Source organism: Acidovorax sp. A79 (genome assembly GCF_041154505.1).
Taxonomy (GTDB): domain Bacteria; phylum Pseudomonadota; class Gammaproteobacteria; order Burkholderiales; family Burkholderiaceae_C; genus Acidovorax.
The window spans coordinates 1,587,798-1,603,253 of the sequence record NZ_AP028672.1; the positions used below are offsets into that span (position 1 = coordinate 1,587,798).

Sequence of the window (15,456 nt, forward strand, 5' to 3'; positions counted from 1 at the left end):
CCCGTTCATGGCCCAGTATTTCGAAGTCCATCCCGACAACCCGCAGCCCCGCCTGCTCAAGCAGGCGGCGGCGCTGCTGCAAAAGGGCGGCATCGTGGCCGTGCCCACCGACTCCAGCTATGCCCTCGTCTGCCACCTGGACGACAAGGACGCCGTGGACCGCCTGCGCCGCATCCGCCAGGTGGACGACAGGCACCACCTCACGCTGCTGTGCCGCGACCTGTCGGAGCTGGCCAACTATGCGCGCGTGGACAACCGGCAGTACCGCCTGCTGAAGCTGGGCACGCCCGGCCCCTACACCTTCATCCTCGAAGCCACCAAGGAAGTGCCGCGCCGCGTGAGCCACCCCTCGCGCAAGACCATCGGCCTGCGCGTGCCCGACCGCAAGGGCCTGCAGCTGCTGCTGGAGCTGCACGGCGCCCCCTTGCTGGCCACCACGCTGATACCCGCTGGCGAGACGGAACCGCTGAACGACCCGCAGGAAATCCGCGAGCGCTATGAAAAGCTGGTGGATGCCGTGGTGGATGCGGGCGCCTGCCCGCTGGAGCCCACGACGGTGGTGGACCTGACCCCCATGGGCACCGGCGGCGAACCCGAAGTGATGCGCGAAGGCCGGGGCAGCTTGAAGGCTCTGGGGCTGTAAAAACTGCAGGCCCCGGGGGCCCGCCCGGCGCCCGCGCAGAGCGGTCTTGAGGATCGGCAAAAGCGCCTTTCAGGCTACCGCGCCCAAAAACCGGCGCTGCCAAAACCAGCGCCACCATTGAACTGGCTCCGCCAGGCCACCGGTGGCGTCCCCCTGAGGGGGAAGCGGCGCCGCCGCTCAGGGGCTACAGCTTGAACGCACCCACGGCCTGCTCCAGGTCCCGGGCCTGCGCGGTGAGCGAGGTCGCGGTGGACACGGCGCTCTGAACCAGCGCGGCCGTTTCCTGCGTGGAGCCATCCATGTGCGACACCGCCACATTCACGTGGCTGATGGCCTCGCTCTGCTCGCGCAGGGCGATGGAGATTTCCCCCAGCAGCGCGCTCACCTGGCCCACGGCGGTCACGATTTCGGCCATGGTCTTGCCAGCCTTGCCCACCTGGCCGGCGCCGCTCTCCACCTGCTCCACCGACGCGCTGATGAGCGCCTTGATCTCGCGCGCAGCGACCGCGCTGCGCTGGGCCAGGTTGCGCACCTCGCTGGCCACCACCGCGAAGCCCCGGCCCTGCTCGCCCGCGCGGGCGGCCTCCACGGCGGCGTTCAGCGCCAGGATGTTGGTCTGGAAGGCAATGCCTTCGATGACCTGGATGATGTCCACGATCTTGCGCGAGCTGCCGCTGATGGCCTGCATGGTCTGCACCACCTCGCCCACCACGGTGCCGCCGTGCTCGGCGATGGCCGAGGCCTTGACGGCCAGGCCGCTGGCGGAATGGGCGCGCTCGGCGTTCTGGCGCACGGTGGCGGTCAGTTGCTCCATGCTGGCCGCCGTTTCGGTCAGGGAGGACACCTGGTCCTCCGCACGGCGGGACAGGTCGGTGTTCCCATGGTCGATGTTCACCGCGGAGGCGCTGATGGCATCCGCATCCTGCTTGATGCGCGACACCAGGTCGGTCAGCGTGTCTTCCATGGTGCCCAGCGCTCCCAGCAGCCGGCCGAAGTCCCCTTCCAGGTCCGAACTGAATTCCTGGCTCAGGTCGCCCGAGGCCACGGTTTCGGCGATCAGGATGGCCTGGTTGAGCGGGCTGACAATGCCGCTGCGCAGCGTGAGAAAAGCCACCAGCGAGAGCGCGAACACCGCCAGCCCGCCGCCCACGATCCAGCCGCGCGCGCCTTGCAGGTGCTCCTGCGCCTGCGTGGCCTTGGCCGTGCGTTCACCGTCCGCGGCGGCGTTGCTGGCCGTGGACACCGCGCCGCGGTAGGCGTCTTCGGCCCGGCCGATCCTGGACATCGCCATGCCCATGGTCAGCGCCACCAGCAGGGCGATGCCCCCGAACGCAAGAATGAGGCGGGTTCCGATTTTGAGGTGATCCAAGGGCACGGGAATGTCTCCGAAAGGGGTCTGCGTAGTATGAGTGTGGGCCAGAGCGCAAGAAAAGGGCTGGACGCGAGCCCAACAGATGCAATTCGTTACGCCATGCCACATGCTATCAACGATTTGTCCGCCACTCCCGATCTTGTCGTACCACTGGCCGCCACGCTGCCCGGCCGGCCCCTCCTCCCGCGCGGCCCGGGACCCATGCCACGCGTCTGAGACAATCGACAGGTGGACATCTCCAATCTCATCCAAACCGTTCTGATCTACGCCCTGCCGGTGCTGTTCGCCATCACCGTGCACGAGGCAGCCCATGGCTACGCCGCGCGCCACTTTGGCGACAACACCGCGTACATGATGGGCCGGATCACCCTCAACCCGCTCAAGCACATCGATCCGGTCGGCACCATCCTGATGCCGCTGCTGCTGTACTTCGCGACCTCGGGGGCCTTCCTGTTCGGCTATGCCAAGCCCGTGCCGGTCAACTTCGGCAACCTGCGCAACCCCAAGAAGCACATGGTGTGGGTGGCGCTGGCGGGGCCCGCCTCCAACTTCATCCAGGCCATCGTCTGGGCCGTGCTGCTGGTGTCCCTGGTGGGCTTTGGCGTGGACGAGCGCTTCTTCATCGAAATGGCCCGCGCCGGGGTGCTGGTCAACCTGGTGATGTGGGCGTTCAACCTGTTTCCGCTGCCTCCGCTCGACGGCGGGCGCATCCTGGTGGGCCTGCTGCCCTGGAAACAGGCCCACATGGTCTCGCGCATCGAGCCCTGGGGCTTCTTCATCGTGATGGGCCTCGTGATCGCGGGCGTGGTGGGCACGCTGTGGCTGCGCCCGCTGATGTCGCTGGGCTACGGCGCCATCAACCTGCTGCTCACGCCGCTCACCGCCTTGCTGCGCTGATCGCCTTTTCTCCCCCTTTTTGCTGACACCGTCTCCATGAGCACCACGCGCTTTCTCACCGGCATCACCACCACGGGCACGCCCCACCTGGGCAACTTCGTGGGTTCCATCCGCCCGTCCGTGGCCGCCAGCCTCACGCCCGGCGTGCAGAGCTTCTACTTCCTGGCCGACTACCACGCGCTCATCAAGTGCGAAGACCCGGCGCGCATCCAGCGCTCCACGCTGGAGATCGCGGCCAGCTGGCTGGCCGCGGGCCTGAACCCCGCGCAGGTCACGTTCTACCGCCAGTCCGACATCCCCGAGATCCCTGAACTCACCTGGCTCTTGACCTGCGTGACCGGCAAGGGCGTGCTCAACCGCGCCCACGCCTACAAGGCCAGCGTGGACAAGAACACCGCCGCCGGGCGCGAACAGGACGACGGCGTGACGGCCGGGCTGTTCATGTACCCCGTGCTCATGGGCGCCGACATCCTGATGTTCAAGGCCCACAAGGTGCCCGTGGGCCGCGACCAGATCCAACACATCGAGATGGCGCGCGACATGGCCGCGAGCTTCAACCACCTGTATGGCGAGCATTTCGTGCTGCCCGAGGCGGCCATCGACGACCATGTGGCCACCCTGCCGGGGCTGGACGGCCGCAAGATGAGCAAGAGCTACGACAACACCATCCCGCTGTTCAGCTCGCGCGAGCAGCTCAAGAAGCTCATCGGCGGCATCCTGACCGATTCGCGCGCGCCCGGCGAGCCCAAGGAGGTCGAAGGCTCCGCGCTGTTCCAGATCTACCAGGCCTTCGCCACGCCCGCGGAGACCGAGGCCCTGCGCAAGGCCTATGCCGACGGCATTGCCTGGGGCGATGCCAAGCACACCCTGTTCGAGCGCGTGGACCAGGTGATCGCCCCCATGCGCGCGCAGTACGAGGAACTCATCCACAACCCCGCGCGCATCGAGCAAACGCTGCTGGCCGGTGCCGAACGCGCCCGCGCGCTGGCCACGCCGTTCATCCGCGAGCTGCGCGCCGCCGTCGGGCTGCGCAGCCTGGCGCAGGCCACGGCGGCGGCCAAGCCCGCCAAGGCCGCGAAAGCCGCGCTGCCTTCGTTCAAGCAGTACCGCGAAGCCGACGGCAAGTTCTACTTCAAGCTCGTGGATGCAGACGGCCGCCTGCTGCTGCAAAGCATCGGTTTTGACGCGCCCAAGGAAGCTGGCCAGGCCATTGCCCAGCTACAAAAGGACAGCACGGCGCTGCAAACCCTGGCCCCGCGCCTGGCACCAGTGGACGGCGTGCAGGCCGCCGAGGTGGCTGCCGCCCTGCAGGCCCTGGCCGAGGCAGCCTCTGCGGCGTAAGCCGGGCACTCTGGCCGCGCCTGGGCATTGCACGGAAATGCTCTTTTTTATAGCAATCAAGGCACATGGTGACTGCGCCTGGGGCCTGAATAGGTAAAAAATGGCGCCGCGCGCCGTGTCTTGACGGCTACGAGCATGCCTGGCGTGCGGGCATGTGCGTAAACTGGGTTCCCTGATCTGCTCGGGAGACTTCCATGAAACTGCTGTGTGCCTCGGTGTCAGTGCTGGCCTTGCTCGCCGGCTGCAATGCGACCAACCCCCATGGCCCCTCGGGCCCCATGGCCTCGGGCCGCGACCGCACTTTCAGTGTGCCGGTCTATGGCCCAGACACCTCCCAGGCCTACGCCGCGGCCAGCCGCGAATGCCAGCGCATGGCCCTGCACGCCAAACTGCTGCGCAACGACGGCTCGCGCCTGGTGTTCGAATGCGTGAGTGAGTTGCAGGACAAGCCTTGAGGCCACGCGCCCGCGCCGCCCCATTGCCGCCGGCATTGCCTGCATTGCCGGCAGTTCGCCGTGGGGCGCTGATAGTGGTGTTGACTGCGCTGCTGGCCGGCTGCCAGCACCCACCGGCAGCGCAGGACGCGCGCCCCGCCACGGCCCCCTGGATCAACAGCCTGGGCATGGCCTTTGTCCGGGTGCCGGCGGGCAGCTTCTGGATGGGTGGCGTCCCGCCGCTCGAGACCCTGGAAAAAGCCTTCCCGCTGCTGGAGCGCCAGCGCTTGACCGACCTGGCAGACGAGTCCCCGGCCCACGAGGTGCACGTCACCCGCGCCTTCTACCTGGGCCAGCACGAGGTCACGGTGGGGCAGTTCCGGCGCTTTGTCCAAGCATCCGGGTACCAGCCCGAGTCCGAGGCGGACGGCACCGGCGGCTATGGCTACAACCCTGCCTACGACCCGGCCACCACGCGGCGCGGCGATGCGTTTGAGGGCCGCGACCCGCGCTATTCGTGGCGCAACCCCGGCTTCGCGCAAGGCCCGGACCACCCGGTCGTCAACGTGACCTGGAACGACGCCCAGGCCCTGGCCCGGTGGCTGAGCCGCACCGAAGGCCACCGCTACCGCCTGCCCACCGAGGCCGAATGGGAGTACGCCTGCCGCGCGGGCACCCGCACCCGCTACCCCCACGGCGATGACCCGCAGGGGCTGCTGCGCACCGCCAATACCTTCGACCAGGAGGCCGCCCCCCTGTGGCCCCGCTGGCGGCAGCACGCGCTGGAGGGCAGCGACGGCCACGCCTTCACCGCGCCCGTGGGCAGCTATGCGCCCAATGCCTTCGGGCTGCACGACATGCTGGGCAATGCCTGGGAATGGGTGTCGGACTGGCACGGGGACACGTACTACGCACAGTCTCCGCACGACGACCCCCAGGGGCCCGACGAAGGCTCGGTGCGCGTGCGCAGGGGAGGCTCGTGGCACACATGGTCGTTCTACGCGCGCTGCGGCTACCGCAACTGGAACAGCCCGCAGACCCGCTACACCCTGGTCGGCATGCGGCTGGTGCGCGAGATTGCTCCAGAGTCCCGCCCCTTGGCCCCCGACCGCTGAACGGCGCCCGCCCCTCCCCGTCCCCGGCGCGCCACAAACCGTCAACAAATGTCAACTTGCTGACGGCACCGCGTGCCCGCCCCCTCGGAGGCGGTGGTTCTCGCAAATAATCCGCAATTGCATTCTCGACGGGGGAAACCATGCGCATAGCCGCGTTGGACGACGATGCGCTCCAGCTGGATCTGATCAAACAGGCCACGGAGGCAATGGGCCATGTCTGCCACACCCATCTCAATGGCGCGGACCTGCTGCGTGAAATGCGCCGCGAAACCTTTGACCTGCTGATCGTGGACTGGCACCTGCCAGACACCACTGGGCCGGAAGTGGTGCGCTGGGTGCGCAAGAACGTGGGCACCCAGTTGCCCATCCTGTTCGTGACGCACCGCCAGGAAGAGCGCGACATCGTCGAAGGCCTGGGCAGCGGCGCGGACGACTTCATGGTCAAGCCCGTGCGCATCGGCGAGCTCAATGCCCGCGTCTCGGCCTTGCTGCGCCGCGCCTATCCGGACAATGCGGGCGGCGTGGTGGAGTTCGGGCGCTACCGCTTCCTGTGCGAGACCCGCTCCATCGAAATCGACGGTGTGCCGGTGGAGCTGAAAAACCGCGAGTACGATCTCGCCCTGTTCCTGTTTCAGAACATGGGCCGGCTGCTGTCGCGCGACCACCTCAAGGACATCATCTGGGGCCAGGTCGCGGATGTGATGTCGCGCTCGCTGGACACCCACATCTCGCGCCTGCGCACCCTGCTGGACCTGCGGCCTTCCAACGGTTTCATCGTCTCGGCGGTCTACGGCGTGGGCTACCGTTTTGAAGCCGTGGAGGCCCAGCGAAGGGCCTGACCCGAACCACCTTCCACGGCCCCCAGAGGGCGCCGTGGCCTGCCCAGCCGCCCGAGGCGGCACAAAGGAGATCTGACTTGGCAACGATGAAAGGGCGCGTCCGCTGGACCCTGGGCGCCACCGCGGCACTCACCCTCGGCTTCCTGGCGAGCCTGGTGCCCCTCCGCGCCGAGGCCCGCTCCGCCACGCCCCAGGGCGACGAGATTCCCCACACCGTGCAGGCAGGGGACACGCTCGAAGGCCTGGCCAGATCCTATCTGGCCGCCCCCCACCAATGGCCGCTGCTGCAGGCCCGCAACAAGGTGGCCAACCCCCGGCGCCTGCAGCCGGGCTCGGTGGTGTGGATTCCGGTGCACCTGCAGCCTTCGGAGCCGGCCACCGTGGAGTTCGTGCACGGCATGGCCACCGGGCAGGCGCGCGCGGATGCCGCGCCGGAGCCCCTTGTGAAGGGCGGCCGGCTCGATGAAGGCGCCGTGGTGCAGGTCGGCCCCGATGCCTTCGTGGCCGTCAAGCTCGCGGATGGCACGGTGGTGCGGGTCCAGGCCCATTCCGAGCTGCAGCTGCGGCAGCTGCGCCGGCGAGGGCGCGCGGGCAGCCTGCAATCGGTGCTGGAGATGCGAAGCGGCGCGGTGGAGTCCTCGGTGCCGCCCAGCGCCGAGGCGTTTCGCCGCTTCGAGCTGCGCACGCCGCTGGCCGTGACCAGCGTGCGCGGCACCCATTTCAGCGTGGCGATGGGCGACGCCGGCCAGACCACCGCCTCGGTGCAAAGCGGCTCCGTGGCGGTGCAGCCGCGCCCGGACGGTGCCACCGCCGCCCCCGCGCCCACCGGCGCCATGCTCGCGCCGGGCCAGGGCCTGGCCGTGGCGGCCGATGGCACCGTCGGCGCCCCCCGGCCCCTGCTGGCGGCGCCCGACACGTCGGGCGTGCCGGCCACGCTGGGGGATGCGGGCCTGCTGGCCATCGACGTGCCCGCGCTGCCCGGCGCGGTCCGCTACGAGGCCCAGGTGGCCCGGGACCCGGATTTCACCCAGGTGCTGCGCCACGGCCGCTTCGCGGACGGCCAACTGCGCTGGAAAGCCCTGGAAGACGGCAAGTACTACCTGTCCGTGCGCGCACTGGACGATGCGGGCATCCCGGGGCTGCCCGCCGTGCTGCCCTTCGCGATCAAGACGCGCCCCGTGGCGCCGCTGTACCAGCAGCCCGCGCCCGGCGCCGTGGTGGTCAGCGGCACGGGCGAGCTGCTGTGCACCCACGTGCCCGGCGCGCGCTGGTACCGCGTGCAGGTGGCCGGCAGCGCCCAATTCGCCCAGCCGCTGCTCGATGCGCAGCGGCTGGGCGAGTGCCGCCTGCCCCTGGGTGCCCTGCCCGCGGGCAGCTACTTCTGGCGCGTGGCCAGCCTGCTGGAACTGCCCGATGGCCAGGCCGACCAGGGGCCGTTTGCACCGCCCCAGCCCTTCATGGTGGCGGACCGCCCCGCCACCCTGTCCCTGCAGTCGGTGCAGGCACAGGAAGGCGACACCGACGTGCGCCTGCACTGGCCTGCGCTGCCCGGCCAGCGATTCCGCCTGCAGCTGGCCGGTGCCGGCGACCTCGCATTCGACAAGCTCGTGCTCGACACCCTGCTCGATGCTCCCGAATGGCGGGCCGGCAACCTGCCCGCGGGCAGCTACCTGGTGCGCATCCAGGTGCAGGATTCCACGGGCCTGCAAAGCGACTTCTCGCCGCCACGCCAGATCCGGGTGGGTTCAGGGGTCAGCACGGGCACCGGCCTGCCGGTCTCCACATCGAACGGCCAGCCCGTGGGGCGGCCTTGAGAGCCCGCCCGCGCCCCAGCCCGGCACCGCGCCCGCAGCCCAGGGCACGGAGAGGCTGAGCCGATGCGGACCGCCGGACGGACCCGGGGCCAGCAGCGGCGCCTGGAATGGAGCCTCCTGTCCATCGCCCTGCTGGGGCTGGTGGCGTGGCTCAGCACCGCCGACAGCCTGAGCCGGGTGAACCACCTGGTGCAGGACGCCGGCCTGCGCCTGATCTCCCGCCCCGCGCACCCCGACATCGTGATCGTGGCCATCGACGACCCCAGCATCGCTGCGATCGGCCGCTGGCCCTGGCGGCGGGCGTTGCACGCGGAACTGATCGCACGGGTGTCGGCCCAGCAGCCCCGCGCCATCGGCATGGACGTGCTCTTCAACGAGGAGGACCTAGACTACCCCGGCGACGACGTGCTGCTGGCCGACGCCATGCAGCGCAGCGGGCGCGTGGTGCTGCCGGTGCTGCGGCGCGGCCATGGCCCGGCCGCCGACACGGCAGACCTGCCCTGGCCCGCGTTCGCGGATGCCGCGGCCCGCCTGGGCCACGTGCACGTGGTGCCGGACAACGACGGCGTGGTGCGCAGCCTGTACCTGCAGGAAGGGCCGGCCGCGGCGGCCTGGCCCCACTTCAGCATGGCGCTGCAGTGCGTGGCGGACCCCGCCCTGGCGCACTGCGCCGCACCGCGCGCCGGGCCGGCGAACGCCGAGCCCGCACGCATGGCGGCCCCCGGCCCATGGCAGCGCGCCGACCGCACCCTGATTGCCTACGCTGGCGGACCGGGCCACTTCACCACCTACTCGTACATCGCCGTCTTGCGCGGCCAGGTCCCCGCGGATGCGTTTCGCGGCAAGTACGTGCTCGTGGGCGCGGCCGCCGCCGGCCTGGGCGACATGTTTGCCACCCCCATGAGCCAGCAGTCGCGGCTCATGCCCGGCGTGGAGGTGGTGGCCCAGGTGCTGGACGGCCGCCTCTCGGGCGTGCGGATCCAGCCAGCCGCCCCCGCCCTCAACACCTTGTTCAACCTGGCCCCGGTGGCGGGCGCGCTGCTGGCCCTGCTGCTGGTGGGGCCGTTCATCGCGCTGCTCACCAGCGCGGGGCTGGGGGTGGCCACCCTGCTGCTGAGCGTGGCCCTGCCCTGGTGGGTGGGCCTGCAGTTCGCGCCCGCCGCGGCACTGACCGGGCTCGTGCTGGCCTACCCCCTGTGGAGCTGGCGCCGCCTGAGCGCGGCCGCCCACTTCCTGCGGCTGGAAATGGAGCGCCTGCAGCGCGACGGCCTGTCGATGCGGCTGCAGCCCCGCACGGGCGATTCGGGCGATTTCCTGGAAAAACGCATCAACGCCGTGGAGCGCGCATCCCGCCAGCTGCGCGACCTGCACCACTTCGTGAGCGAGAGCCTGCAGCAGCTGCCCTCGCCCACCATCGTCTGCGACCCCCAGGGGCGGATCCTGCTCACCAACGTGGCAGCGCGCCGCCATGTGGGCGGAGACCCGCTGGTGCCGCTGCAGGGGCAGTCCGTGGTCGACCTGCTTCAGGACCTGGTGCAGACCGGCACCGGGCAGCCGCTCATCACGCAGGACAAGCTGCTCAACCAGTGCATGCCCGAACAAAGCGAAGGCAGCGACGCCCAGGGCCGCAGCCTGCTGGTGCAGTGCAGGCCCTTCACCGACCTGGCCAAGGCGGGCTGGCTGATGACGCTGGTGGACCTCACCGAGATGCGGCGCGCACAGCTGCAGCGCGACCAGGCGATGAACTTCATCTCGCACGACATCCGCACCCCCAATGCCTCCATCCTGACGCTGCTGGAAATGCAGCGTGCCTACCCCGGCCGCATGCCGGGCGACGAGCTGATGCTGCGCATCGAGCGCTATGCGCGCGCATCCCTGGGCATGGCGGAAAACTTCGTGAAGCTGGCCAGCGCCGAGACGCAGGAATACCGGATGGCCCCCCTGGACCTGGTGGCGGCGCTGGCCGAAACGGTCGACGACATCTGGGCCCTGGCCCGCGACCGTGGCGTGGAGGTCACCATCGCCGCCGCGCCGGAGACCGCCCCCGCCGTGGGCGACCGCGCCATGCTGTGCCGCGCGCTGGCCAACGTTCTGCACAACGCCGTCAAGTTCAGCCCCGAAGAAGGCGTGGTGCAGTGCTCCATCGTGCAGCGGGGCCGCCATTGGGTCGTGTCGGTGCGCGACGAAGGCCCCGGCATCGCCCCGGAACTGCAGGGCCAGCTGTTCGCGCCGTTTCGCCGGCTGCATGACCGCAGCCACCCCACCATCGGAGGCGTGGGGCTCGGGCTGGCGCTGGTGCACACGGTGATCCAGCGCCACGGGGGGACACTGGAAGTGGACAGCGATGCGGGGCGCGGGGCGGAGTTCAGGCTGGTGCTGCCGCTGCGGGCATGATGACCGATGCAGGCCGGCAACCCGGAGGTTGCCAGGCTCCAGCTTGCTACATATTCAATAGCACATCGCGCTTGTGCATCAAGCGCCATAGGCACTTTTTTCTCCTGCTTGCCAGCCTCTTCACCGGTGCATCCGCCACCTGCCAGTTTCTGGGCTGGGCACGCCGCGCCGCGCATGCGGGGCCGCGGGAGGGGCATTCTTCAGCCCGTGGCCCCGGCATCCTGCGGTGTCGGCGCCTGGGGCAGAGAAAAGCTGAAGGTGGCGCCCGCGTTCAATGCGCCGAGAGCCCACACGCGCCCCCCATGCCGCACCACGATGCGCTGCACAAAAGCCAGGCCCACCCCCGTGCCAGGGAACTCCTCGGCGGTGTGCAGCCGCTGGAACAGTTCAAACAGCCGGTCCACCCTGGCCATGTCGAACCCGATGCCCTGGTCGGCCACCTGGTAGACACATTCACCGCCGTCCCCGCTGCCGGAAATCTGGATGTGCGCGCCCTGCGGGCCGCTGTACTTGACCGCGTTGGAGATCAGGTTCACCCACACCTGCCGGAGCAGGGCCCGGTCGCCCCAGCCTTCCGGCAGCGGCGCCACCGCGAACGCGGCATCGCGCCCCGGTCCGGTGTGCCGCACGTCCGCGATGACCTGCTCGACCAGGGCATTCATGTCGACGCGGGCAGGGTGCATGGGCTGGCGCCCCAGGCGCGCGAAATCCAGCAGGTCGCGGATCAACTGCCCCATCTTTCGCGCGCTGTCGTCGATCACCTTGAGCATCCGCCGCGTTTCCGCATCCTGGTGGCTGTCGGAACGCTCGAGCAGCATGCCCGCGAACCCCTGAATCACGCGGACGGGCGCCTGCAGATCGTGCGATATGGAATAGGAGAAGGCGTCCAGCTCCCGGTTTTTCTCCACGAGTTCCGCCGCCTGGGTCTGGATCTGCCGCCGCTTTTCTCGCTCCGCCTGGTAGGCCGCCGCCAGCCTTGCGTGGAGCATCGTGTTCTCCACCAGAAGCACCGCCAGCAGCGCCGTGGAGGCCATCAGCCCGTACAGGCGTCCGGCGTAGAAACCCAGGTCGAAGCGTCCGCCGTTGAGCACGGCGGAGAGCGCGATGTCAAACAGCCACGCGCACATGGTGACCACGAGCAAGAGGTCCAGCACCACCAGCGGCCTGCGCCGCAGGAGCAGCAGCAGCGCGACCACGCTGACGCCCCAGACGGTGGTGACGACGGCCAGCATGGTCGGCGTGTACCGGCTGCCCTGCATGATCGGTGGCAGCAGCGACTGCCCCACGGTCGCCAGCGCAGTGAGGGCTGCCACGGCCGCCAGCACGGCGGCCACGCTGATCGCGGTGGAAAAAAGAAAACCCGCTTGCGCGGGCGCGGCTTCGGGCTGACTGGCCGCCGCTGGCTTGCTCAGCGCGTACCCAATCACCGCCGCCGGGAACCCGGCGTGCCAGAACATGTACAGCCAGGCAGTGCTCTGCGGCCCCGCGCCCAGCCAGCCGCCCTCGGCGACCAGGCCCGGAAACGTGAGCGCGTGCGCGATCGCCACCAGGGCCGTGAACAGGTACCCGCAGGCCAGAACGCGCAGGCCCGCATGCCCCAGGATGCGGTACTGGCCCCACAGCATGACCGCGGTGATCAGATCGCTCAGCACCAGGGCGGATTGATAGGCGGGGATGAACGCACTCATCTTTGGCAGGGGCAGCTTGGCGAAGGGCATGGCCGCCAGAAACAGCACGGCCGACACGACAACGGCGCCCAGGGCCCAGCGCCGTCCCACGGGGCCCGCGGGTGCCATTGCCAAGAAAATCGGTCGCTCTGGAGTGGTTGCCTCGGTGCCCATGGTGGTTTTTGCACACGTCGAATGCCGCAGAAACGCCAGGAAAATCCCTGCCCGGCGGCGCGGCGCCCCATGCCCGGACAAGGTCCATCATGGCCCAAGGCGCCCAGAGTGCAAAGAAAAAGCGCTCTGTACGGACCCGGGGTTCCGCACAGAGCCCTGCACCGCGCGGGCACGCGCCCGGCGCGCCCGCACAGTTGCTTTTGCGCCCGCTGGGCGGCCTGCAGGGCCATTGCGGTTGACGCGCATCCACGCCAGCAGCAAAATTCGTACACCACAGTTTCAATTTTTTACAAATACGCACCTGCTTGTGACCTGGGCCGCGCCCCACCCGCCTGCCCCCGACTACAGCCCACAAGGCGAGTTTCCCGATGACGCGCAACCTCCAGACAAGCCCTGCGGCCCTGCCCACGCTCGAACCGCAGCGCGCGGCCAGCCCCGCCAGCACATCGCCGCCAGCCCCAGCAGCCACGAAGTGGGCGCGGCCGTACCTGTCGGTGCGGTGGAAATTTGCGTTCGCATTGTTCGCCGGGGTGGTGTGGATGGCTTTTTCCATCTATGCCGCGGATGCCTGGGTGCACGATCTGGCGCGGGTCATCAGCCCGTGGGCGGCCTACCCGGTGATCTACGGCATCGCGGTGGTGCCGGGCTTCATGAACGCATTCCTGGTGGTCAGCCTGTTGCTGGACCGGCGCCCCGCGGCAAGACACTCCAGCGCGCGCCTGCCGGGAATCACCATCCTCGTGGCGGCCTACAACGAGGAGGAAAGCATCGTCTCCACGATCGAGAGCATCGCGCGCCAGGAATACGAGGGGCCGTTGCAGGTCGTGGTGATCAATGATGGCTCGAAGGATTCCACCGCCGAAAAGCTCGCGGGCCTGGACTATCCGTGGCTGCAGGTGCTCAACCTTGAACACAACGTGGGCAAGGCCAACGCGCTCAACGCCGGCCTGACCCTGGTCCGCCACCACCTGACCATCACCGTCGACGGGGACTCCTACCTTCACCACAGCGCGCTGCACAACCTGGTGCGCCGCTACATGAGCGATCCGCCCAATACCCGTGCCGTGGCAGGCGCGGTACTCGTGCGCAATTCCCGCAAGAACATGGTCACGGCCATTCAGGAATGGGACTATTTCCATGGCATTGCCGCCATCAAGCGCCTGCAGAGCCTGTACCAGGGCACCCTCGTGGCCCAAGGCGCGTTTTCCGTGTACGACACGGCCATCCTTCGCGAACTCGGCGGATGGGCCCATACGGTGGGTGAAGACATCGTGCTCACATGGGCGATCCTGGAGCGCGGACATCGCGTCGGCTTCGCGGAGAACGCCTGTCTTTTCACGAACGCACCCGATACCTGGCTGCAGTTCATCCGCCAGCGCCAGCGCTGGTCGCGAGGGCTCATCGAAGCCTTCAAATCGCACTGGCGCCTGCTGTTCAAGCCGCGCATGACCACCTTGTTCATCTGGTGGAACCTGCTGTTCCCCTACATGGATCTGGTCTATACGTTCGCCTTCGTTCCAGGCCTCGTGCTGGCGCTGTTTGGCGTGTACTGGATCGCGGGGCCCATGACGCTGCTGGTGCTGCCGCTCGCTATGATCGTCAACTACCTCATGTTCACCGTCCAGGCCAAGATGTTCACCGAACAGGGGCTCAAGGTCCGCCGCAACGTGCTGGGGTTTATCTTCTACGCCTTGTTTTACAGCGTGGTGCTGCAGCCCGCATGCGTGCTGGGCTACATCAAGGAACTGGTCAGCCGGTCAAAGAATTGGGGTACGAAATGAAGGGGCGTTTCATTGGCGCGCTGGCGGTGCTCTGTGCCTGCGGCGTGCAGGCACAGTCGGTTTCGGGCTCGTTCTTCGCCAGCCGCGATTCAGACGACTTCCATGAAAGCAGGCAGACGCTGGGCTATGCGAATGCCGCTGGCTGGGGCCTGCGCGCCGGAGCCCTGCGCTACACGGCGCCGGGCTGGGCGGCCAGCGGCAGCCTCGCGGCAGGCACCTACAAGCAAACCAGCAAGGAACGCACCATCGACGCCAGTCTGGGAGCCGCCCGCGTGGCGGGCACCAGCTACCTCGTGGGGGGGCTCGACTACATGGAGCGGCTGACCCCTTCCACGGCGCTGGGGGTGAGCGTGGAAAGAGACCTGGTGAACTCCATCCGAGGCATCGAGAACGGCACGCATTTCACAGCCCTGGCACTGGTTCTCGACCACGCCTTCACCGAGCGATTCAACGTCGGGGTGGCGGCAGGCACGGCGCTGTTCTCCAACGACAACAACCGACCGATACTGCGCACCCGCTGGAACTACTCGCTGGACGAACGCTATGGGCTCAATGCCTACATAAAAACGCGCAGCTACCACAACACCAACGCCTACCGGCCAGAGTACTTCTCACCAGAGCGGCTGCATGAGGCATCGGCGGGCCTGTCGTCACGATTCGAGGTGGCGCAGGTGGTGGTGCTGAGCGCCAGCATCGATGCCGGCCAGCAGCGCGTCGATGGCGCGTCGGAGCCGATATGGCGGGGCGCCATCGGCCTCGCATCACGGCGCAGCAGCCCGGTCCAGTGGTTTGTCGGCATCGAGGCCAGCAACACGGCGCCCTTGTTCTCCGGCCAGGCCGGGTCATACCGGTACACCAGCGCTTCCGGACGGGTGAGCCTGCCCTTCTGATCACCGATGAGGCCGGGCACATGCGAGACTCACTGGCCGTGGGGGCGATGCAACTGCAATCGCAGGCGTGCCGCCACAGGTACGCAGGCAGCGTG

Annotated in this window: 12 protein-coding genes; 10 read left to right on the top strand and 2 right to left on the bottom strand. The window is 68.7% G+C overall.

Annotation, left to right across the window (positions count from 1 at the left end):
• The first annotated feature begins 7 nt into the window (after positions 1-7).
• Entirely contained in the window at positions 8-643 is a 636-nt protein-coding gene (locus ACAM51_RS07140) for an L-threonylcarbamoyladenylate synthase (protein WP_218295778.1), read from the top strand.
• A gap of 184 nt (positions 644-827) precedes the next feature.
• Here ACAM51_RS07140 and ACAM51_RS07145 read toward each other — a convergent pair whose 3' ends face one another.
• On the bottom strand, positions 828-2,018 hold the full coding sequence (locus tag ACAM51_RS07145) for a methyl-accepting chemotaxis protein (RefSeq protein ID WP_369643118.1): 1,191 nt from the start codon (positions 2,016-2,018) through the stop codon (positions 828-830).
• Between the two features lie 225 nt (positions 2,019-2,243).
• Here ACAM51_RS07145 and ACAM51_RS07150 point away from each other — a divergent pair, with 225 nt between their 5' ends.
• The 7 genes from ACAM51_RS07150 to ACAM51_RS07180 all read left to right on the top strand — a co-directional run bounded on the left by ACAM51_RS07150 (position 2,244) and on the right by ACAM51_RS07180 (position 10,849).
• A complete protein-coding gene (locus tag ACAM51_RS07150) occupies positions 2,244-2,912 on the top strand; it encodes a site-2 protease family protein (protein ID WP_218295780.1) in 669 nt (222 codons plus the stop codon).
• Between the two features lie 36 nt (positions 2,913-2,948).
• Positions 2,949-4,253 carry a tryptophan--tRNA ligase gene (locus ACAM51_RS07155; RefSeq protein ID WP_369643119.1) on the top strand — a complete coding sequence of 435 codons (1,305 nt, stop codon included), beginning with the start codon at positions 2,949-2,951 and terminating at the stop codon, positions 4,251-4,253.
• A gap of 194 nt (positions 4,254-4,447) precedes the next feature.
• Complete coding sequence (locus ACAM51_RS07160; RefSeq protein WP_218295782.1) at positions 4,448-4,708, top strand: hypothetical protein; 261 nt, start codon at positions 4,448-4,450, stop codon at positions 4,706-4,708.
• 167 nt (positions 4,709-4,875) lie between these two features.
• Positions 4,876-5,802, top strand: coding sequence for a formylglycine-generating enzyme family protein (locus ACAM51_RS07165; protein ID WP_369643785.1), 927 nt, complete (start codon positions 4,876-4,878; stop codon positions 5,800-5,802).
• Between the two features lie 140 nt (positions 5,803-5,942).
• On the top strand, positions 5,943-6,641 hold the full coding sequence (locus ACAM51_RS07170) for a response regulator transcription factor (RefSeq protein ID WP_218295783.1): 699 nt from the start codon (positions 5,943-5,945) through the stop codon (positions 6,639-6,641).
• Between the two features lie 86 nt (positions 6,642-6,727).
• A complete protein-coding gene (locus ACAM51_RS07175) occupies positions 6,728-8,455 on the top strand; it encodes a FecR domain-containing protein (protein WP_369643786.1) in 1,728 nt (575 codons plus the stop codon).
• Between the two features lie 63 nt (positions 8,456-8,518).
• Complete coding sequence (locus ACAM51_RS07180) at positions 8,519-10,849, top strand: CHASE2 domain-containing protein (RefSeq protein ID WP_369643120.1); 2,331 nt, start codon at positions 8,519-8,521, stop codon at positions 10,847-10,849.
• A gap of 200 nt (positions 10,850-11,049) precedes the next feature.
• Here the strand turns inward: ACAM51_RS07180 and ACAM51_RS07185 are convergent, their stop codons facing one another.
• Complete coding sequence (locus tag ACAM51_RS07185; RefSeq protein ID WP_369643787.1) at positions 11,050-12,645, bottom strand: ATP-binding protein; 1,596 nt, start codon at positions 12,643-12,645, stop codon at positions 11,050-11,052.
• A gap of 413 nt (positions 12,646-13,058) precedes the next feature.
• Between ACAM51_RS07185 and ACAM51_RS07190 the strand changes: the two genes are divergently transcribed.
• The gene (locus tag ACAM51_RS07190; RefSeq protein ID WP_369643121.1) at positions 13,059-14,471 is read left to right on the top strand and encodes a glycosyltransferase family 2 protein; all 1,413 of its coding nucleotides are present in this window, start codon (positions 13,059-13,061) and stop codon (positions 14,469-14,471) included.
• Complete coding sequence (locus tag ACAM51_RS07195) at positions 14,468-15,361, top strand: hypothetical protein (protein ID WP_218295787.1); 894 nt, start codon at positions 14,468-14,470, stop codon at positions 15,359-15,361. Before ACAM51_RS07190 ends, ACAM51_RS07195 begins: the two co-directional genes overlap by 4 nt.
• Positions 15,362-15,456 lie beyond the last annotated feature (95 nt).

What these genes read in the sequence shown, in the direction of transcription:
- ACAM51_RS07190 (WP_369643121.1), top strand. Translation starts at nt 13,059, where the DNA reads ATGACGCGCAACCTCCAGACAAGCCCTGCGGCCCTGCCCACGCTCGAA.
- ACAM51_RS07155 (WP_369643119.1), top strand. Translation starts at nt 2,949, where the DNA reads ATGAGCACCACGCGCTTTCTCACCGGCATCACCACCACGGGCACGCCC.
- ACAM51_RS07165 (WP_369643785.1), top strand. Translation starts at nt 4,876, where the DNA reads ATGGCCTTTGTCCGGGTGCCGGCGGGCAGCTTCTGGATGGGTGGCGTC.
- ACAM51_RS07140 (WP_218295778.1), top strand. Translation starts at nt 8, where the DNA reads ATGGCCCAGTATTTCGAAGTCCATCCCGACAACCCGCAGCCCCGCCTG.
- ACAM51_RS07185 (WP_369643787.1), bottom strand. Translation starts at nt 12,645, where the DNA reads ATGGCACCCGCGGGCCCCGTGGGACGGCGCTGGGCCCTGGGCGCCGTT.
- ACAM51_RS07180 (WP_369643120.1), top strand. Translation starts at nt 8,519, where the DNA reads ATGCGGACCGCCGGACGGACCCGGGGCCAGCAGCGGCGCCTGGAATGG.
- ACAM51_RS07160 (WP_218295782.1), top strand. Translation starts at nt 4,448, where the DNA reads ATGAAACTGCTGTGTGCCTCGGTGTCAGTGCTGGCCTTGCTCGCCGGC.
- ACAM51_RS07170 (WP_218295783.1), top strand. Translation starts at nt 5,943, where the DNA reads ATGCGCATAGCCGCGTTGGACGACGATGCGCTCCAGCTGGATCTGATC.
- ACAM51_RS07175 (WP_369643786.1), top strand. Translation starts at nt 6,728, where the DNA reads ATGAAAGGGCGCGTCCGCTGGACCCTGGGCGCCACCGCGGCACTCACC.
- ACAM51_RS07195 (WP_218295787.1), top strand. Translation starts at nt 14,468, where the DNA reads ATGAAGGGGCGTTTCATTGGCGCGCTGGCGGTGCTCTGTGCCTGCGGC.